Genomic DNA, 19289 nt, shown 5'->3' with positions numbered 1-19289 from the left:
GAAATTTCATAACGGTACAGCGTTTTGAAGAAAAACAATTTATGATTAAGAAATGGTATTTTTATACAAGTCTAACTGTAATTACAGTTTTTTTGAGCTCAGGTTTTAGACCTTTTAATTTAGAAACCAACCCATGGTTTCTCATCAATGAAGAAGATGGAACACACTACTTATATCCATCACAAGAACAAGAAGAATACACCAATTTAAATATCCCTTATACCGGAAATTTCTTTATCGGCTTCAAAGAAGCAATCGGTTATAGAGAGTCTGAAAATAAATATAAAAAAATCAATTCTTTGGGTTACATGGGTAAATACCAGTTTGGTATAGAAACATTAAAATCAGTTGGCTTATACAATCGCTCCGCTTTTTTAAATAGTCCTGAACTTCAAGAAAAAGCTTTTTTGGCGCTTTTAGCAAAAAATAAATGGGAATTGAAAACAGAAATTGAAAAATATGAGGGCACAATATTAAATGGTATCCAAATTACGGAATCCGGCATTTTAGCTGCTGCACATTTAGGAGGTGCAGGATCTGTAAAAAAATATTTTAAACACAAAGGCAAACGCAATTTCAGGGATGCTTACGGAAGCTCAATACGAAGTTATATAAAAATGTTTGGAGGTTATGACACTTCGTTCATCATTGCCGATATTAATGCAAAAGTAAAAAAAGTGTAATCACTTTTTTTTATGATAAAAAATAGGCTGTCAAAATGTTGACAGCCTATTTTTTGTTACTTTCAATTAGATTATTTTGCCTTTAGGATTTCCCCATTAGGACGAACTAATAGTTTAACGACTTCCTTATCTTTTTTAATTTTAATGTTATATTGTTTGTTGATTACGTCTCCATCTTCCTGAGTATAAAGAAAACTATCATTTACAATAGACCAACCAGGATATGTTCTGTAAATGGAGTAGATAACTTCACTTGGAAGTTGAACGTTTTTAAAATTTTCTACTACACGCACCAATTTTCCGTTTTCATTATAGGTAGCAGTCAAAGAGCCGTTTTTTGCTTCCATTACTACAAGGTATTCTTCAAAACCTTCAGCACCTTTTCCCAGATCAAAAGCAATAAATTGGTCTTCCACCATTTTTACCCTTTGATCAGGATTATTGTCAGGAATATATACAGAAAAATCAGTTCCAACTCTTTTAATTACAACTCCGGGCAGTTCTTCAATTTTGATTTTTCCTTTCTCGGTTACTTGACCATTCGTTGCGATAGTAATGGTTAAAATGAAAATGATAATAAGTGATTTCATAATATTTAGTTTTAAATTAATTATTGAGTTATTGCACTTGTAATACACTAATGAATGCCCAGGCTCGTTTTTTACTTACACTTTTTTTAAATGTTTTAATAAATTGAATATCAGTATTTTAATGGATTAATTAACATCAGCCTATGTAAATTTACCTATTTTTTAAAGGCTTGGCTGTTAATGAATTCTATATCCAGTGTTAATAAAAATATCTCATTACGATTTTTTTTAATAGGAATTAAACACCTTATTTTTAATATGTTACCATAAAAAAAAGCACCAACTTTTCGATTGATGCTTTATAAGTAATGAAATTTTTAGGTATAGTTTTTATTCGAAACTTCCCATTAAAATTTCTAATATTTTAATAGCCGCCTCGCTGATTTTTGTGCCGGGTCCAAAAACAGCAACTGCACCAGCATCAAATAAAAACTGATAATCTTGTGCAGGGATAACTCCGCCAACAACCACCATGATATCTTGCCGACCGTAATTTTTTAGTTCTTCAATCACTTGTGGTACCAGCGTTTTGTGTCCTGCCGCCAATGAGGAAACTCCCAAGATATGAACGTCATTTTCTACAGCTTGCTTAGCCGCTTCGGCTGGTGTTTGAAAAAGTGGACCAATATCAACATCAAAACCGACGTCAGCATAACCGGTAGCGACTACTTTGGCACCACGATCGTGTCCGTCCTGTCCCATTTTTGCAATCATAATTCGAGGGCGGCGTCCTTCTTTTTTTGCGAATTCATCTGCTAATTGCTTTGCTTTCTCAAAACTTTTGTCGTCTTTTATTTCTTTACTATACACACCGCTAAAGGATTTAATTTGTGCTTTGTATCTTCCAAAAACCGTTTCAAGCGCATCACTGATTTCTCCTAACGTAGTTCGATTTCTAGCGGCTTCAACGGCTATTTCCAGTAAATTCCCTTGACCGGTTTGCGCACAAAGGATTAATTTTTTCAGCGAATCCTGCACTTTTTCAGTATCTCTGGTTGCTTTGATTCGGTCTAATTGTTCCAATTGTTGCTTGCGGACCATTTGGTTATCCACATCCAAAATTTGTAAAGGATCTTCTTTTTCTAATCGATATTGATTTACACCCACAATAATATCCTGACCGCTATCTATTCTGGCTTGTTTTCTGGCTGCCGCTTCCTCTATTCTAAGTTTTGGAATTCCAGATTCAATGGCTTTGGTCATTCCGCCTAGTTCTTCTACTTCTTCGATAAGTTTCCAAGCATTTTCGGCAATTTCATTTGTCAGGCTTTCGACATAATAACTGCCAGCCCATGGATCAACGGTTTTGGTTATTTTAGTTTCTTCCTGTAAATAAAGTTGTGTGTTCCTGGCAATTCTTGCAGAGAAATCCGTTGGTAAAGCTATGGCTTCATCCAATGCATTGGTGTGTAAAGATTGTGTTCCTCCAAAAGCTGCTGCGGCTGCTTCAATGCAGGTTCGGGCCACATTGTTGAATGGATCTTGCTCTGTTAAACTCCAACCCGAAGTCTGACAATGGGTTCGCAAGGCTAATGATTTATCGTCTTTTGGTTCAAATTGTTTCACCAGTTTTGCCCAGATCATTCTTCCGGCGCGCATCTTGGCAATTTCCATAAAATGATTCATTCCAATGGCCCAAAAGAAAGAAAGGCGAGGAGCGAACTCGTCAATTTTCATTCCTGTGGCAAGTCCTGTTCTAATGTATTCTAAACCATCGGCTAATGTGTACGCCAATTCAATATCTGCAGTGGCACCGGCTTCCTGCATGTGATATCCTGAAATTGAAATCGAGTTGAATTTCGGCATTTTTTTGCTGGTAAATTCAAAAATATCAGCAATGATTTTCATCGAAGGAGTTGGCGGATAAATATACGTGTTACGCACCATGAACTCTTTTAAAATATCATTTTGTATTGTACCGGAAAGTAATTCGGGTTGTACGCCTTGTTCTTCGGCGGCGACAATATAGAAAGCCATAATGGGCAAAACAGCGCCATTCATCGTCATCGAAACGGACATTTCATCTAGCGGAATTTGGTCAAACAATACTTTCATATCTTCCACGGAATCAATCGCAACTCCTGCTTTTCCCACATCACCTACAACACGTTCATGATCGGAATCATAACCGCGGTGCGTAGGTAAATCAAAAGCTATGGAAAGTCCTTTTTGACCCGCAGCCAGATTTCGTCTGTAAAAAGCATTGCTTTCTTCGGCGGTTGAAAATCCGGCGTACTGTCTCACTGTCCAAGGTCGGCGAACGTACATTGTTGCATAAGGTCCGCGTAAATTCGGGGCAAATCCAGCTCCAAAATCAAGATGAGTAAGGTTTTCAATATCTTGTTCCGAATACGTTTGTTTTAGTTCGATTCCCTCGGCGGTAAGAAATGCATCAGTTGAAGAATTTTCATTCTTCACGTTCAGCGTTGTACTTTCTAATTGTATATGTTGTAAATCTTTTCTTTTCATTTGTTTAGTACAAAGATTATAGTTTTTGAAATTTTAATTACTTTCAATCCATATTTCAGTATTTCTTGAAGTATGAAAAATAGCTTTAATGACAATTATGTTATCGTAGCTGTTGAAATGAATTAAGTATGGGAAATTTTCAATTAAAGCCACTCTGGTCTTGTCATATCTTATTTAAAAAAGTAGCGGATTTGATTTAATTATTTTTAAACTTTCCTTGAAAGAATTGGAGAACTTATCGCCCAATTTAGGTTGAATGCTTTTGTACCAATCCAAAGCTGTTTTGAAATCAAGTTTAGCTTCCTCTACAATTACAGTCCTATAACTCACCATCAATATCTTTTAGAAAATCATCAATATCTTGAGCTGAAGAAGGATTCTTAAGATATTTCTCAGTTCTTTCTCGAACTTGGTCCATTTGCCATTGAGGGATTTCTACATTATTCGACCTTGGAAGAATAATCACTTCAACTTTATCAGCATTAAAATTATCCGGAAGTGTGATGCTTATTTTGTGATTTTTTACCTTAACGATTTGTCTTATGGCTTCCATTATTTTGTTTTTTTAGTAAAGTAAATATACTCTTTTGCAATGGTAATACATCAAATAACAGCGTTGGGCTGACTATTCAAGATCTAATCGCTCTTGTTCTATTTTTTCTGCCAGACGTTTTTCTATTATTGGTGTAATCAATGTTTTTCTTGGTTTAACTTTTACAAAAGGGAACAGTTCTAAATCGTGTTTCATCCTATCCTGTTTGTTAGGATGTTTGTTTGTTCCCAATAAAATTTCTTTCCCAGAATCAAATAATTGCTGAGCCGTATCTGCACTTTCCTGAATTTTCCTCTTTATAATTCCATCGTTAAGTTGTTTTAAGAAACCGCCATTCAGCTCTATATCTTTGAATAAAGCCAATGATTTTTCAGCTAATTGATTGGTAAGATTTTCTACATAATAACTTCCGTCAGCAGGATTGTTTACTTTGTCGAAATAACTTTCTTTTTTAAGAATCAACAATTGATTTCTCGCGATTCGGTCGCCAAATTCATTGTCTTTGTGGTACAATGCATCGTATGGTAAATTGGCAATAGCATCCGCTCCGCCAATAATTGCAGACATACACTCAGTTGTGGTTCGCAACATGTTTACATTATAATCGTATAATGTTTTGTTTCGTTTAGTAGGAGAGACAATGATATTGCAATCAAGTTTGTGATCATATTCCTTCGCAATCAGATTAAAAAGTAATCGTAACGCACGGAGTTTTGCAATTTCAAAAAAGTAATTTGTCCCAACGGCAACTTCAAAAACAATGGGTTTATTAATAGTTTCAATTCTATTGAAATATTCATTGGCTTGTCCTAAACTATAGGCGATTTGCTGCACCATGTTGGCTCCGGCATTTTGATACAAAGCGGAATTGATACTGATTAAAGATACAGCTGTTGTTGATGCCGAAAGTATATTCAGCGTGTCGAAATTGCTTTTTTCTTTGGTTGTAAACCAGTTTCCATCTTTGGCTAATTGCCCAATTGGGTCCAGATTACAGAAAATGGTGGTATTATTTTTCTTTGTAAAAGCATCTATTTTTTTAACGAAATCGATTGAAATAAATCCAAGATTAAAATAAACGGTAATTTTTTCTAAAGGTAATTGCTCCAAAAAATTGGTAATATCAATTGATTCGTTTTCTATTGTAAATCTAAGGCTTTCTGCACCACGATTCAATGTGTCCAACGCCCTTTCTATTGATTTTTGAATATCATAGACAAATATATTTTGACAAATTTTAAATTCAGTCGCTTTAGTGAAAACAGGAAAAACTTTAGTAAACTCATCTTTGTGATAAAAAGGTTTTACCTGAATGTCTTCGGGAGAATTCCAAACTAAGGATTCATTATAATCCGCTCCATTGAGTTCAAACTGAATTTTTTGTTTCCATTGTTTGGAGGAAATGGGATTGAAATCATCGAAAAGATTTGTTGTCATTTTTTAGTTGATTAAATTGTGGTTTTAAATAATTAATATTTTAATTAATTATTTTTTTTCAATCGTGTCACCTTCGAATTCAATGATATAAATATCTTCACTATCTTTTTTCATATAGTATTTTTCGCGGGCGTATTTTTCTATTTGTTCTGAATTTTTTAATTGCTTGATGTTCTGCTGATCTTTTTTTATTTCTTCTTTGTAATAGGTCGTATTATCCTCTAAATCTTCGATTTGTTGATCCAAAATACGATGACCGAAGTAGGAATAATTATCCAAGAAAACCATCCAAACGCAAAAAAACAATAAGACCCAAACGTATTTGTTACTCAAGAATTTAAACCAAGATTTGTCTTTATACGGATTTGTCATTTTATCTTTTTTAGCCCCGATTACAGTGGAAATCCTTTTAGTAGGTGATGATGACGAAGGAAGATTCATCTACTAAAAGATTGCAACGGAAAGCGGGAAATAGCTCCTAATAATTATTCCACTAAAATTATAACTAAATTACAGAATTTTTTGATTTATTACTGCGCGAACCACATCAATGGCTACGGTGTTGTATTTGTCGTTTGGTATAATGATGTCAGCAAATGCTTTGGTTGGTTCGATGAACTGTTCGTGCATTGGTTTCAAAGTGGTTTGGTACCTGTTGATTACTTCATTCATGTCTCTACCACGTTCGGTAATATCACGTTTCATCCGTCGGATTAATCGCTCGTCAGAATCGGCGTGAACGTATATTTTTACATCAAATAGCTCTCTTAATTCTGGATTTGCTAAGATTAAAATCCCCTCTACAATCATTACTTTTCGAGGATGTGTAAAAACGGTATCGTCCGTTCTGTTGTGCGTTACAAACGAATATACAGGTTGGTGAATGTTATTTCCTTCTTTTAATTCCTTGAGATGAGCCACTAATAATTCGAAATCAATGGCACGTGGATGGTCAAAATTAATTAATGCTCTTTCATCGAATGAAAGTCCGTGGTTTTCTTTGTAATAAGAGTCTTGAGAAATAATACCAACTTCGGTTTGCGGTAATTCGTTCATAATCTGATGTACGACGGTTGTTTTTCCGCTTCCAGTACCGCCTGCAATTCCTATAATGAGCATAATTTTTTTGTTATGTTTTTATCGGAACAAAAATAGGAATTTAATCGGGAGCAGTTTTTCTTTTTTTAAGAAATATTGCTAATTTAATATATTTATTTAGTGGTTGTTATTTAACATTTTTTCTATCTTTATTTTCTAAATTTTAAAACATTGTATTCCCAAATTAATAAAAATATTAGCCGATATGTCATTTTTGACGCAAATGAATTAGAAATTTTTGATTTATTATTGCAATACAAAGCCGTTCCAAAAAAAACGATTATGCTTCAGGAGGACGAGATGTGCAATTTTGAAGCTTTTGTTATTAAGGGTTGTGTGCGGAAATATTATATTGATGCCAATGGTTTTGAAGTTATACTACAATTCGCGATTGAAAATGCATGGATTAGCGATATTTCTTTTAGTAATTACGAAGATAAACCAAGTCGAGTATATATCGAAACATTAGAAGATTGTGAATTTTTTATGTTTAGTCCGGAAACAAAAGAGGAATTATTCAGTAAAGCACCAAAGTTTGAACGCGCTTTCCGAATCCTGATGCAGCGGAGCTTGGCTGTTACACAAGACCGTTTATTTAATACTATTTCTAAAACGGCTACCGAGAAATATTTAGAGTTTATCGAACATTATCCCACACTTTCACAGCGCGTTGCCCAGCATTATATTGCTTCTTATCTCGGTATTTCAGCCGAATTTTTAAGTAAAGTAAGGACAAAAATCGCTAAACTTTAAATTCTTGTTATTTTTCATTTCTTGTCCTAGTTCAATGCCATTGCTTTTATTTTGACGCAACTTTGCATAAAACTATTAAAGATCATGACAATGGAAAAAACAGATAAAATTTCAGAAGAGACAATCACACATCATGTTTTGCACAAAGCAAATACACGCGGTCATGCCAATCACGGTTGGTTAGAATCGTATCACACATTTAGTTTTGCGAATTATCAGAACCGAGAGCGAATGAATTTTGGAGTATTGCGCGTTCTTAATGATGACAGAGTTAGTCAAGGAATGGGTTTTGGAAAACATCCGCATGACAATATGGAAATTATTTCCATTCCCCTTGAAGGTGATTTAGAACACCAAGACAGTATGGGAAATACTACCATAATTAAAGAAGGGGATATTCAAGCGATGAGCGCCGGTACCGGAATTTTTCACAGCGAATACAACAAGAACAAAGATCAGTTGGTTAAGTTTTTGCAGATTTGGATTTATCCAAATAAAAAAAATGTAGCGCCTCGTTATGACCAAGTTACTTTGGACTTGAAGGATCGTCATAATAAATTGCAGCAAATTTTATCGCCAAATCCAGAGGACGAAGGGGTTTGGATTCATCAAGATGCTTGGTTTCATATTGGAAAGTTTGACAATGATTTTTTTGCTTCATACGAGTTGAAAAAACCTGGAAATGGAGTTTATGCTTTTGTCTTAAAAGGAGATTTCACCATAGGAAACATCGCTTTGAATGAACGTGACGGTTTAGGAATTTGGGATGCCAATTTGATTGAAATCATTGCTAATTCAGCCGATGCCGAAATCTTATTGATGGAAATACCGATGAGTATTTAAGCTAAGTTCAATGGCAATTTCAATTTCAGTAAAAATAGCAAATAATAATTTAAATAAAATAATATTATGTCAATAACAAAATGGGTAATTGACCCAACACACTCAGAAATAGGTTTTAAAGTGAAACACATGATGTTCACTAATGTTTCAGGTAAATTTTCAAAATTTGATGCAACTGTTGAATCAGAAAATAATGATATTGAAAACTCAAAAATAGAATTTACCGGTGCAATCGATTCTATTACAACAGGAAATTCAGACAGAGATACGCATTTATTGAGTCCAGATTTTTTTGATGCTGCACAATTTCCAGAAATTAAATTCAGTGCTACTTCTTTCACCAAAATTAATGAAGGTGAATATGAATTAGTTGGAGATTTAACCTTACACGGTGTTACTAAATCAGTAAAATTAGCGGCAGATTATGGCGGATTAATGAAAGATCCATGGGGAAATACCAAAATGGCATTGTCATTAGAAGGCAAAATCAACAGGAAAGATTGGGGATTAAATTGGAATTCCGTTCTTGAAACTGGCGGTGTTTTAGTAAGCGAAGAAGTACGTTTGAATATCGAATTGCAGTTTTTGCAACAATAATTTAAAGTAAACAAACACAAATCTCAAAATACTATTCTTTTTGAGGTTTGTGTTTTTCAAAAATGGAATGATGAAAACCATAGATATATTATACATCGGAGGACATTTTGAAATTCTGGAAACTGTAATCCGATTAATAAATGCAAATGAGAATTGGAATGGGGTAGGCGTTATGAAAGAAGAGGAAGCGAAGGAAGTTTTTCGAAATAAAAACTTTTCCGTTGTATTGTTGGGTTCCGGAATTCAGGAGGAAAGCGAAGTTGAATTATGCGCTTTTTTTAAAAAACAAAATCCAAATATAATTATTGTCCAGCATTATGGCGGTGGAAGCGGCTTGCTGAAAAGTGAAATTTTAATAGCTTTGGAAAACAATAAAAATTAAACGATTAAGAAATAAAGGTTTATTAAGCGTCAATTCTTAATTTTTCTTTATTTCTTAATGGTTTATTTTACATCAACTTTTATTTATTTTTCTTTGCTTTAATCATCATTTCCAACTGATCCCAAAGTTCTTCGGGAATTGCTTCCAGAATATTAAATTGTCCGGCTCCTTTGAGCCATTCGCCTCCATCAATTACAACCACTTCACCGTTTACATAAGCTGAAAAATCAGAAACTAAATACGCCGCTAAATTGGCTAATTCCTGATGATCTCCTACGCGTTTTAATGGCACTTTTTTAGCCATATCAAATTTTTCTGCCAAATCACCTGGTAATAATCTGTCCCATGCGCCTTTAGTAGGGAATGGTCCTGGAGCAATCGCATTAGAACGAATTCCGTATTTTGCCCATTCCACCGCAAGACTTCTTGTCATGGCCAAAACTCCAGCTTTTGCAGTTGCGCTAGGTACTACATAAGCAGAACCTGTCCAAGCGTATGTCGTAACGATATTTAAGATGGTAGATGATTTTTGTTTCGTGTCAATCCAATGTTTTCCAAAAGCAAGGGTACAGTTTTTGGTCCCTTTTAAAACTATATCAATTACAGTATCAAAAGCATTCGCAGATAATCGTTCCGTTGGAGAAATGAAATTTCCGGCAGCATTATTAAGTAAAACATCTACTTTGCCAAAGGCTTTCAATACTTCTTGTAACATATTTTCAACCTCTTCGTAATGACGCACATCACATTGAATTGGGAGACAAGTTCCACCTGTTTCTGTTTCCAGTTCTGTAGCGGTATTTTTTAGTTTTTCTAAATCTCTGGAAGTGATGGCAACTTGCGCACCCAATTCCAGAAAATATTTAGTCATCGCTTTTCCTAAACCGCTTCCGCCTCCGGTTACAACAATAACTTTGCCTTTTAGGGCATCGTCGCGTAACATTTTATCTGTATAACTCATATTTTTGATATTTTTTTATTGTAAATATAATAAAATTAAATAGTATGCATGCATAATAAAATAAATTTCATTTCCGATTTTAAATCGCACACAATCTTTTTGCTGCCTCTTCCAACGTTGCATTATCTTTGGCAAAACAGAAGCGAATTAGTTTCAGGTCTTTTCCATCGGCATAAAAAGTGGAAATAGGAATGGCAGCAACTCCATGTTGAATAATAAGGCGTTTGCAGAAATCAACATCGTTCTCATTTGAAATAGCTGCATAAGAAACCACCTGAAAATAAGTTCCTTCGCAAGGCATAAGTTTAAAGCGACTACCTTTTAATAATTGTTTAAAGTAATCCCGTTTTTCCTGATATAATTTCCCAATTTCAACTACAGAAATAATATCTAAATACTCACTAATGGCAACTTGACAAATACTATTTACACTGAAAACTAAAAACTGATGTACTTTTTTGATTTCTTTCATCAAATATTCCGGCGCTGTTAAATAACCAATTTTCCAACCTGTTACATGAAATGATTTTCCGAAAGAAGAAACCATTACACAACGATTCAGTAATTTCTTTCGGGTGTGAGCTGAAATATGTTTTTCTTCGAAAGTAATGTATTCGTACACTTCATCAGAAAGAAGTATAATGTCAGGATATTTTTCCAACAGGATTTCCAATGATTCAAAATCTGATTCCGTTAAAATTTTCCCCGTTGGATTGTGCGGATTATTAATGATAATCATTTTGGTTTTTGACGTACACGCTTTTTCGATAATTTTCCAATTTGGAGTGTAATCATCGTTCAGCGGCACTCGAACCGGATTTGCGTTGCATAATAATACGGGCGCTTCGTAACAATCATAACTTGGATCTAAGATAATCACTTCGTCATTGTTTTTTACCAAAGCTGTTATGGTAGTGAAAATGGCTTGTGTTGCTCCGGCGGTAATCAACAAATCCGTTTCAGGCTGAACAGTTCTTCCATAGGAGTTGTTGATTAGTGTTGCTATTTTTAATAATAACGGCATGTAGCCTGACATTGGCGTATATTGATGCACATTTTCTTTCGCCAGATTAGCAACAATATCAGTTAATCTTTCGTCAACGGGAAAGTTTGGAAAACCTTGCGAAAGATTGATCGCATTATATTGAGCTGCCATTTTAGACATAACCGTAAAAATACTCGTGCTGATATTTGGTAGTTTACTCATAAAAAATATTGATTAAATCCAATTATAAAAATAGCTTTTTATAATTGGATTTAATCAATATTAGTATAGTTTTTAGCGGGTTACTTGAGAGTAATAGTGCGTTTTTTATAATATAACTAATGAATAAAGATTTTTCATTATTAAATTTAAAGCACTTTTAATCGTAAACAAGTATTGTAATAGCTTAGTATAATAAATTGAAGCTTTAGTGGTTCGCTAAAATTTTTAATCGGATAAAAAAGTATTTTTCTTTCTTCTTGTAATTTAAAACTACTTTTTGAATGGAAATTATTATTCAGCGCGATAGCCTGCATTCCAGCCGCTAATTATATCTTTTTTAATTTGTTTCCAATCATAGATTGACTGGAATATAAAAAGGCTGAAAATTCCCAATGTAAATATTTTAAGGTCTCTTTTATTTACTTTCATTTTAATTGGTTGAATTGTTTAGCTAATTAATAAGGTAAATATATTAAATTAATTTAAATGTAGTTGTAAAATTACATTTTGTGGATAATAAAAATGGTTGGGCGTTTATGTAAATCTATTGTTTCTTTTTTCCAAGCCGAAATTTTTTTGGTTTTGATATATTCTGTAGGCAAGGTGATATCCGTTGCGATGCATAAATGTGTTTCAGGATGCAGCGTTTGTACCAAATCTTCCAGTAATTTGTTATTGCGATATGGCGTTTCAATAAAAATCTGAGACTGATTTTTTTCGAAAGAAACTCTTTCTAGGGTTTTAAAACTGGCTTTCTTTTCGTCTTTTTCAATGGGTAAATAGCCATGAAAGGTGAAACTTTGTCCATTCATTCCTGATGCCATCATGGCCAAAAGGATGGAGGAAGGGCCTACCAAAGGAATAACCTGAATTCCTTTTTCGTGGGCTAATTTTACAATTACTGCTCCAGGATCCGCAACGCCGGGACAACCAGCTTCGCTCATTAAACCCATGTTGTGACCTTCCAGTAAAGGTTTTATAAAGTCTAAATGTTCTTTGATTTCAGTGTGTTTATTTAAAACAAAAAGTTTTAACTCGGATTGTTTTTTCTCAGGATTTACTTCTTTGATGGATTTACGAGCTGTTTTGTCGTTTTCAACAATATAATAATCAATGAGAGCAATACTTCTTTTTATAGTTTGCGGCAAAACATCCATAGGGTCACAATCGCCCATTGTGGTGGGGATTAGATAGAGTTTTCCTAAAACAGAGTTTGATTCCATAAGTGATATTTATGTTGCTAAAGTGAAATCTGTGAATGGGTTAATGTTGTTAAGTAGGTGCGTAATTTATCAATGAGCTTACTGTAATTTTTTGCAGAAAAAATTACTGGTGTTTTTTTAATAGCTTTTTAGCAATTTCATCACACACTTCATCCAGCATGTTGTAAACAATTTCGAATCCATTTGGTAAACCAAAATAAGGATCTGGAACATCTACATTTTCATTTGGAAACAATTCATTTAAAATTAGCTGGACTTTTTCTACTTGGTTCTGGTTTTGGGCCAGTTCAGTTACATTTTTGTAATTGGAATTATCCATTACGTAAATGTAATCAAAGGCATCAAAATCAGTTGCGCTGAATTGTCTTCCTTTTTGATGAGAAATGTTTACTTTATTTTTTTTTGCAATAGCAATAGAGCGATCGTCTGGCGCGTGACCAATGTGCCAAGATCCGGTTCCTGCAGAATCAACTGTAAATTTGTCTTTAGGAAGTTTTGCAGCCAAAATCCCTTCGGCCAGCGGGGAACGGCAAATATTTCCTAAACAAACCATTAAAATTTTTACGGACATGATGCGTTTACAACGTTAATTTTTTATTGATATCTTCCACAAATTTCTTGAATTGTTTGTCGGTAGCCACTAAGTTGTCAACGGTTTTACAAGCGTGTAAAACAGTTGCGTGATCGCGATCTCCAATTTGGGAACCAATATTCGCTAAAGAAGCTTTAGTAAATTTCTTGGCGAAAAACATGGCTAATTGTCTGGCTTGAACCACGTGTCTTTTTCTTGTTTTGGACTGCAAGGTTTCTAAGTCTAATTGGAAATAATCCGAAACAATCTTTTGAATGTAATCGATCGAAATTTCTCTTTTTACATTTTTCACAAACTTTTCAACAACACTTTTCGCAAGCTCCAGCGTAACTTCTTTTTTATTAAAAGATGATTGTGCAATTAAGGAAATAATAGCTCCTTCTAATTCTCTGACATTCGATTTTATATTGCGGGCAACATATTCGATGATTTCTTCCGGAATTTCTACACCGTCTCTGTACAATATGTTTTTCAGGATTGAAATTCTGGTTTCATAATCCGGTTGGTGCAGTTCCGCAGACAATCCCCATTTAAAACGGGAAAGTAAACGTTGCTCAATATCTTGCATGTCAACTGGCGCCTTATCCGAAGTCAAGATTACTTGTTTGCCGTTTTGATGTAAGTAATTAAAAATATGGAAAAACACATCCTGAGTTCCTGATTTACCGGAAAGGAATTGTACGTCATCAATAATTAAAACGTCAATTAATTGATAGAAATGGATGAAATCATTTCGGTTGTTTTTCTTAACCGAGTCGATATATTGTTGTGTAAAAATTTCTGCTGAAATGTATAAAACTGTTTTTTCAGGGTATTTGTCTTTTATTTCTACACCAATAGCATGTGCCAGGTGTGTTTTTCCAAGACCAACTCCGCCAAAAATCAATAAAGGATTAAATGAGGTTCCACCCGGTTTATTGGCAACAGCCATACCTGCAGAACGTGCTAATCTGTTGGAATCTCCTTCCAAAAAATTATCAAAACTGTAATTTGCATTTAATTGGGATTCAATTTTTAAATTTCGAATGCCGGGGATTACAAATGGATTTTTTAATTCCGGGTTTAAGTTTTTAAATGGAGCATCAACTTCTTGTGGCTTCATAGGAACTCTATTCGCGCTTGGCAACTGCTCCGTAAACGGTTGTTTATTGCCATAGGTATTTTCCATTCTGATTTTATAAAGTAACTTAGCGTTTTTTCCAAGTTCTTTCGTCAGGGCCACTTTTAGTAATTTCACATAATGCTCTTCTAACCATTCATAGAAAAATTTGCTAGGAACTTGAATATATAATGCGTTATCGGTAAGTTCAACTGATTTGATTGGTTCGAACCAAGTTTTGTACGCTTGGTCTTGGATGTTGTCTTTTATGAAAGACAAACAGTTTTCCCATACTGATTGAGCAGTTTTGTTCATATATTCTGTTAAATTGTTTTTAATTGGTAATTGTTATCTTACTAAAAAAAAGGAGTTTTGTAATTGATTATCGGGGTAACAAATATGTGAACAAATTTTTGTAAAAAAAAATATATAGGGTAATAATTTCACAAATTATTGTTGTAAGGCGTTGTTTAAATTTTAAATTTTAATACATAATAAATGAAAGATCATCAAATAGAAGTTAGAGTTCGTTACTCAGAAACCGACCAAATGGGGGTTGTATACCATGGGAATTATATTCCATATTTTGAAATAGGAAGGGTCGAATGGCTTAGAAACAAAGGGATCTCGTATAAAAACATGGAAGAGAGTGGCATAGCGCTTCCCATCGTTTCGATGAATGTAAATTATAAAAAATCAGCGCGGTATGATGAGTTGCTTACGGTTCACACCACTTTTAAAAGTCAGAGTTCCGTCAAGATAGAATTTGATTGTGCGATTTACAATGAATCTAATGAGTTATTAACAACTGCCCATTTTATTTTGGTTTTTGTGTCCCTAAAAACAGGTCGTCCAACAGCTCCGCCGGATTATATTTCAGAACTGTTAAAAACAATGGAATAAATTACAAAAGAAGCAATTTAGTAGCGAAATTATAATCGGTTTATTTTAATTTCAAACATCGAGTTGAAAATGTCGAATACCATTTCGGCATTTTTTTTTCGTGTTTTTAGTTCGATTTTTCCAATAGGAAGGGTGGTGATTTCATCTATCTCCATTTTTTGGGATACCATTTCCAACTTTTTTTCCTTAATTACTCGCATTACTTTGTTCATGTTTTGGTAATCAAATGTGATGGTAAAATGAATATCAATTGTTTTTTCAACAATTTCACAGCTTTCAAGAACCATCTTCGCAGTCATTTTATAGGCAGAAATCAATCCGCCGACGCCTAGTTTTACGCCTCCAAAAACCCTAACTACAACTAATAAAACATTTGTTACTGAAAAGGATTGGATTTGTCCGTAAATAGGCATTCCGGCACTATTACTTGGTTCTCCGTCATCATTTGCACGATATGTAAAAGCATCAGTTCCTGTTTGATAAGCATAACAGAAATGGCCTGCGTTGGGATGTTGCTTTCGCAAAATATCGATCAGCGGTTTTACTTCTTCCTCCGAATGAATAGGATAGGCATAACCAAAGAATTTACTGTTTTTTTCTTTGAACAGCAATTCGTCTGAGGGAATCTCAATAGTATAATAAGTGTCTTTCAAATTGAATTAGAAAAGAGAGTTGAAATGTTATTGTAGTTTGGTGGATGATTTGCTGGTGTCAAATTATTTTTTTGTCCAATAAATGAATAATATCTTCTTTCCCTACTTCTAAATTCCAAACTTCAAATCCCAAAGCGAATGCGGCATCTGTATTTTCTTTTTTGTCATCTATAAATAACGTTCGTTTGGGTGCTAATTCATGGTTGCTTATCAAATGATTGAAAATTTCAGGGTTTGGTTTTCTCAGGCCGAGCTCAAATGAGAAATAAACTTTTTCGAAACATTGATAAAAATCTCTGTAAAATGAAACACCACTCGCTTGTTCAAAAGTTTCAATATGAATGGCATCTGTATTGGATAATAGAAACATGCGGTATTTTTGGGAAAGCATCTGCAAGAATTCCAATCGATATAGCGGGAAGTCAAGCAAGGTGGCATTCCAAGCTGCCAAAATCTCTTTTATGCTGGCATTCGGAATATGTTCTTGAATACCAAAAAGAAAATTTTCACGGGAAACCTTACCTGTTTCAAACTGTAAATTCAGTTGGTCTAAATCGTTATTCCATTCCTTTAAGCCTAATTTTTCAAAAGAAGTAATAGTGGCTTGCTTATCTAAATTGATAAAAATATCTCCAAAATCAAAAATAATAGTATTAATCATGGTTTCTAAAAATTATAAGTTCGTCTGCCGCAATGCAATGTTTCTCGAACTGTTTTTTAGCAAGAATGGGCGCTTTGATTCCATTTTTAAATTGGATGTCTCCAACAAATATTCGTGCTTCATCCCAAAGATTGGCATCGATAAAAGTTTGTAAAGTTTGTCTTCCACCTTCAATAATAATGGATTGAATTTGATTTTTATTCAATGATTGAACGATTTGCTCTGCAATGTTTTTTTCAAAATCGATTATTTCAAAGATACTATTTTCTTTTTCAAGAGAAGTTTTATATCCGGAAAATAGGATAGTTTTAACTTGATTATCAAGAATATGGCTATTTTTCGGAATTCGATTATTTTGGTCTAAAACCACTCGAATCGGATTGTTTCCATAATAATCGCGTGCATTTAGTATGGGATTATCATCAATGACTGTTTGTGTTCCCACCAGAATAGCTTGCTCTTCAGTGCGCCATTTGTGAACTAATTGCCTTGAATACGCATTGGTAATCCAAACGGGTTTCTTTTCTGATTTTTCAATAGGCGCAATAAAACCATCTTGGCTTTCAGCCCATTTCAAGATGATGTAGGGTCTTTTCTTTTCGTGGAATGTAAAGAATCGTTTGTTAAGTTCGTTGCATTCCGCTTCAAGTACACCAACCGTGACATGAATGCCAGCTTCTAAAAGTTTTTTTATTCCGCTTCCGGCCACTTTTACATTAGGATCTACAGTTCCAATAACCACATTCGGAATTTTATTTTTGATAATCAAATCGCAACACGGTGGCGTTTTGCCAAAATGACTGCAAGGTTCCAGACTAACGTAAATTGTCGCTTTTTTTAGCAAAGATTTATCTTTGACGGAATTTACGGCGTTCACTTCTGCGTGCGACTCTCCTGCTTTTTGATGCCATCCTTCGCCAATAATCTTGCCTTCATGCACAATAACACTGCCTACTAACGGATTTGGGTACGTTGTTCCCAAGCCATTTTTGGCTAATTCAATGCATCGTTTTATGTATTTTTCATGTATTTTCACCACACAAAAGTAGTAATTTTGGGATTAGTCCTGAAACCTCAAGATTTGTTTTAAAACTTTTCAAAATAATAGCAAACAATTTCTATTTTTGCAGGTATAACAAGATTTTGAAAAAATGGAAAATTACAGTATCAGAAAAATAAATAAAGAAGACAATCAAGAAGTTGCACAATTGATACGTGCAGTTTTTGATGAAATGGATATTCCCAAAGTGGGGACGGCTTACGAGGACCTATATTTGGACTTCATGTATGAAGAATACAATAAACCAAAATCAGTATATTACGTGGTCGAGAATAATGGTAAAATTGTCGGTGCTGCAGGAATTGCTCCACTCGCAAATGAAGCGGAGACCATCTGCGAACTCCAAAAAATGTATTTTCTGCCTGAAACTCGAGGAATGGGAATTGGAACTGAAATGATGGAAGTTTGCTTGCAAAGCGCTAAGAATTTTGGTTTCGAAAAATGCTATTTGGAAACCATGCCATTTATGCTCAACGCACAAAAATTATACAAAAAAACAGGTTTTGAAAATATTGCTGCACCCATGGGAAGCACTGGTCACGTTAGTTGTCCGGTTTGGATGTTGAAAGATTTGTAAGTTTTGAATAATGAGTTGCGAGTGTTAATTCTTTAGAAACGATTGACAGAGAAAATGAAAATAAAAGAATACAGAACTCAATTTATTGACGCGCTTACGCCACTGTACGATGCAGTAGAAGCCGAGAGTTTTTTCTATTTGATTTTAGAAGAAAAAAATCAATTGAAAAGAATCGACTTGGCGTTGCGTCCCGATTTGGTTTTTTTGGAAGCGGAAACTGTTGTTTGGAATTCTATTTTGGAACAATTAAAAAAGGAAATTCCGATACAATATCTTTTAGGAAAAACCAGTTTTTATGGATTGGACTTTGAAGTCAATGAAGACGTTTTGATTCCAAGACCCGAAACGGAAGAATTGGTCGAATGGATTGTTGAAAGTCAAAAACCAAAAGACGAACGTCAAAAGATCAGTATCTTAGATATTGGAACGGGAAGTGGTTGCATCGCTATTTCATTGGCCAAAAATATTTTAAATGCTCAAGTTTTTGCCATCGATGTTTCTGAAAAAGCGCTGGCTACAGCCAATAAAAACGCAGAAAATAATTCTGTTAATGTTACTTTTTTCAATCAAAATATTCTCAAAACAGAAGATTTACAGCAACAGTTTGATATTATCGTCTCTAATCCGCCTTATGTTCGTAATTTAGAAAAGGAGGAAATCAATAAAAATGTTTTGGATAATGAACCGCATTTGGCACTTTTTGTAGAAGACAATGACGCGTTGATTTTTTATAAAAAAATAGCCAAATTGGCTCAGAAAAACCTATCCGAAAATGGTACGCTGTACTTTGAAATCAATCAGTATTTAGGCAAGGAAATGATTGATTTACTTGAAGGAATGAACTTCAAAAACATCGAATTACGAAAAGATATTTACGGAAATGACCGAATGATCAGTTGTAATTTCTAGGAACGAAATCGCATTTAATAATGGTTGTTTTATGCAGAG

General features: G+C 34.2%; 23 protein-coding genes. 8 read left to right on the top strand and 15 right to left on the bottom strand.

Annotated elements, in window-relative coordinates; all coding sequences use genetic code 11:
* The first annotated feature begins 41 nt into the window (after window positions 1-41).
* Entirely contained in the window at window positions 42-683 is a 642-nt protein-coding gene (locus ACP7AT_RS11095; protein ID WP_426064381.1) for a peptidoglycan-binding protein LysM, read from the top strand.
* Between the two features lie 71 nt (window positions 684-754).
* Here ACP7AT_RS11095 and ACP7AT_RS11090 read toward each other — a convergent pair whose 3' ends face one another.
* The 7 genes from ACP7AT_RS11090 to udk form a co-directional block, all read right to left on the bottom strand.
* Entirely contained in the window at window positions 755-1273 is a 519-nt protein-coding gene (locus ACP7AT_RS11090; RefSeq protein ID WP_426064380.1) for a hypothetical protein, read from the bottom strand.
* Window positions 1274-1603: 330 nt separating this feature from the next.
* Window positions 1604-3742, bottom strand: a complete 2139-nt coding sequence (gene scpA, locus ACP7AT_RS11085) for a methylmalonyl-CoA mutase (RefSeq protein WP_426064379.1) — start codon at window positions 3740-3742, stop codon at window positions 1604-1606.
* Between the two features lie 174 nt (window positions 3743-3916).
* Window positions 3917-4075 (bottom strand): hypothetical protein, encoded by a 159-nt coding sequence (locus tag ACP7AT_RS11080; RefSeq protein WP_426064378.1) that lies wholly within the window; start codon window positions 4073-4075, stop codon window positions 3917-3919.
* Window positions 4062-4295 carry a hypothetical protein gene (locus ACP7AT_RS11075; protein ID WP_426064377.1) on the bottom strand — a complete coding sequence of 78 codons (234 nt, stop codon included), beginning with the start codon at window positions 4293-4295 and terminating at the stop codon, window positions 4062-4064. Before ACP7AT_RS11075 ends, ACP7AT_RS11080 begins: the two co-directional genes overlap by 14 nt.
* Window positions 4296-4367: 72 nt before the next feature.
* On the bottom strand, window positions 4368-5732 hold the full coding sequence (locus ACP7AT_RS11070; RefSeq protein ID WP_426064376.1) for a methylmalonyl-CoA mutase subunit beta: 1365 nt from the start codon (window positions 5730-5732) through the stop codon (window positions 4368-4370).
* 48 nt (window positions 5733-5780) lie between these two features.
* Window positions 5781-6104 (bottom strand): FtsB family cell division protein, encoded by a 324-nt coding sequence (locus ACP7AT_RS11065; protein WP_426064375.1) that lies wholly within the window; start codon window positions 6102-6104, stop codon window positions 5781-5783.
* A 138-nt stretch (window positions 6105-6242) separates the two neighbouring features.
* On the bottom strand, window positions 6243-6851 hold the full coding sequence (gene udk / locus ACP7AT_RS11060; RefSeq protein ID WP_091204063.1) for a uridine kinase: 609 nt from the start codon (window positions 6849-6851) through the stop codon (window positions 6243-6245).
* Between the two features lie 150 nt (window positions 6852-7001).
* On the opposite strand from udk, the gene ACP7AT_RS11055 reads away from it, so the two are divergent.
* From ACP7AT_RS11055 to ACP7AT_RS11040, 4 genes are all read left to right on the top strand, one after another.
* Window positions 7002-7583: a Crp/Fnr family transcriptional regulator gene (locus ACP7AT_RS11055; RefSeq protein ID WP_426064374.1), complete on the top strand. Its 582-nt coding sequence runs from the start codon at window positions 7002-7004 to the stop codon at window positions 7581-7583.
* A gap of 90 nt (window positions 7584-7673) precedes the next feature.
* Window positions 7674-8426, top strand: coding sequence for a pirin family protein (locus ACP7AT_RS11050; protein WP_426064373.1), 753 nt, complete (start codon window positions 7674-7676; stop codon window positions 8424-8426).
* A gap of 66 nt (window positions 8427-8492) precedes the next feature.
* Entirely contained in the window at window positions 8493-9023 is a 531-nt protein-coding gene (locus tag ACP7AT_RS11045) for a YceI family protein (protein ID WP_426064372.1), read from the top strand.
* A 67-nt stretch (window positions 9024-9090) separates the two neighbouring features.
* Complete coding sequence (locus ACP7AT_RS11040) at window positions 9091-9405, top strand: hypothetical protein (protein ID WP_426064371.1); 315 nt, start codon at window positions 9091-9093, stop codon at window positions 9403-9405.
* A 79-nt stretch (window positions 9406-9484) separates the two neighbouring features.
* Here ACP7AT_RS11040 and ACP7AT_RS11035 read toward each other — a convergent pair whose 3' ends face one another.
* From ACP7AT_RS11035 to dnaA, 5 genes are all read right to left on the bottom strand, one after another.
* Window positions 9485-10366: an SDR family oxidoreductase gene (locus ACP7AT_RS11035; RefSeq protein ID WP_039110037.1), complete on the bottom strand. Its 882-nt coding sequence runs from the start codon at window positions 10364-10366 to the stop codon at window positions 9485-9487.
* Window positions 10367-10445: 79 nt separating this feature from the next.
* Entirely contained in the window at window positions 10446-11573 is a 1128-nt protein-coding gene (locus tag ACP7AT_RS11030) for a methionine aminotransferase (RefSeq protein ID WP_426064370.1), read from the bottom strand.
* Between the two features lie 500 nt (window positions 11574-12073).
* Window positions 12074-12796, bottom strand: a complete 723-nt coding sequence (locus tag ACP7AT_RS11025; RefSeq protein WP_426064369.1) for an SAM-dependent methyltransferase — start codon at window positions 12794-12796, stop codon at window positions 12074-12076.
* A gap of 103 nt (window positions 12797-12899) precedes the next feature.
* Entirely contained in the window at window positions 12900-13367 is a 468-nt protein-coding gene (locus ACP7AT_RS11020) for a low molecular weight protein-tyrosine-phosphatase (RefSeq protein WP_426064368.1), read from the bottom strand.
* Between the two features lie 7 nt (window positions 13368-13374).
* On the bottom strand, window positions 13375-14802 hold the full coding sequence (dnaA, locus tag ACP7AT_RS11015; protein ID WP_035674283.1) for a chromosomal replication initiator protein DnaA: 1428 nt from the start codon (window positions 14800-14802) through the stop codon (window positions 13375-13377).
* Window positions 14803-14985: 183 nt separating this feature from the next.
* Between dnaA and ACP7AT_RS11010 the strand changes: the two genes are divergently transcribed.
* Window positions 14986-15390: an acyl-CoA thioesterase gene (locus ACP7AT_RS11010; protein ID WP_426064367.1), complete on the top strand. Its 405-nt coding sequence runs from the start codon at window positions 14986-14988 to the stop codon at window positions 15388-15390.
* 29 nt (window positions 15391-15419) lie between these two features.
* On the opposite strand, the gene ACP7AT_RS11005 is transcribed toward ACP7AT_RS11010, so the two are convergent.
* The 3 genes from ACP7AT_RS11005 to ribD are packed head-to-tail and all read right to left on the bottom strand — an operon-like array spanning window position 15420 to window position 17740.
* Window positions 15420-16043: an IMPACT family protein gene (locus ACP7AT_RS11005; RefSeq protein ID WP_426064366.1), complete on the bottom strand. Its 624-nt coding sequence runs from the start codon at window positions 16041-16043 to the stop codon at window positions 15420-15422.
* 58 nt (window positions 16044-16101) lie between these two features.
* Window positions 16102-16704, bottom strand: a complete 603-nt coding sequence (locus tag ACP7AT_RS11000; RefSeq protein WP_426064365.1) for an HAD family hydrolase — start codon at window positions 16702-16704, stop codon at window positions 16102-16104.
* A complete protein-coding gene (ribD, locus tag ACP7AT_RS10995; protein WP_426064406.1) occupies window positions 16697-17740 on the bottom strand; it encodes a bifunctional diaminohydroxyphosphoribosylaminopyrimidine deaminase/5-amino-6-(5-phosphoribosylamino)uracil reductase RibD in 1044 nt (347 codons plus the stop codon). The genes ACP7AT_RS11000 and ribD overlap by 8 nt, the downstream gene beginning before the upstream one ends.
* 115 nt (window positions 17741-17855) lie before the next feature.
* Between ribD and ACP7AT_RS10990 the strand changes: the two genes are divergently transcribed.
* Together ACP7AT_RS10990 and prmC are read left to right on the top strand one after the other, a co-directional pair.
* Window positions 17856-18341 carry a GNAT family N-acetyltransferase gene (locus ACP7AT_RS10990; RefSeq protein WP_426064364.1) on the top strand — a complete coding sequence of 162 codons (486 nt, stop codon included), beginning with the start codon at window positions 17856-17858 and terminating at the stop codon, window positions 18339-18341.
* A gap of 54 nt (window positions 18342-18395) precedes the next feature.
* A complete protein-coding gene (gene prmC, locus ACP7AT_RS10985; RefSeq protein WP_426064363.1) occupies window positions 18396-19250 on the top strand; it encodes a peptide chain release factor N(5)-glutamine methyltransferase in 855 nt (284 codons plus the stop codon).
* Window positions 19251-19289 lie beyond the last annotated feature (39 nt).

The organism is Flavobacterium sp. DSP2-3-1 (assembly GCF_049896865.1).
Taxonomy (GTDB): Bacteria; Bacteroidota; Bacteroidia; order Flavobacteriales; family Flavobacteriaceae; genus Flavobacterium.
The sequence above is the reverse complement of the archived record's forward strand: the minus strand, read 5'-3'. Positions and strand labels throughout refer to the sequence as shown.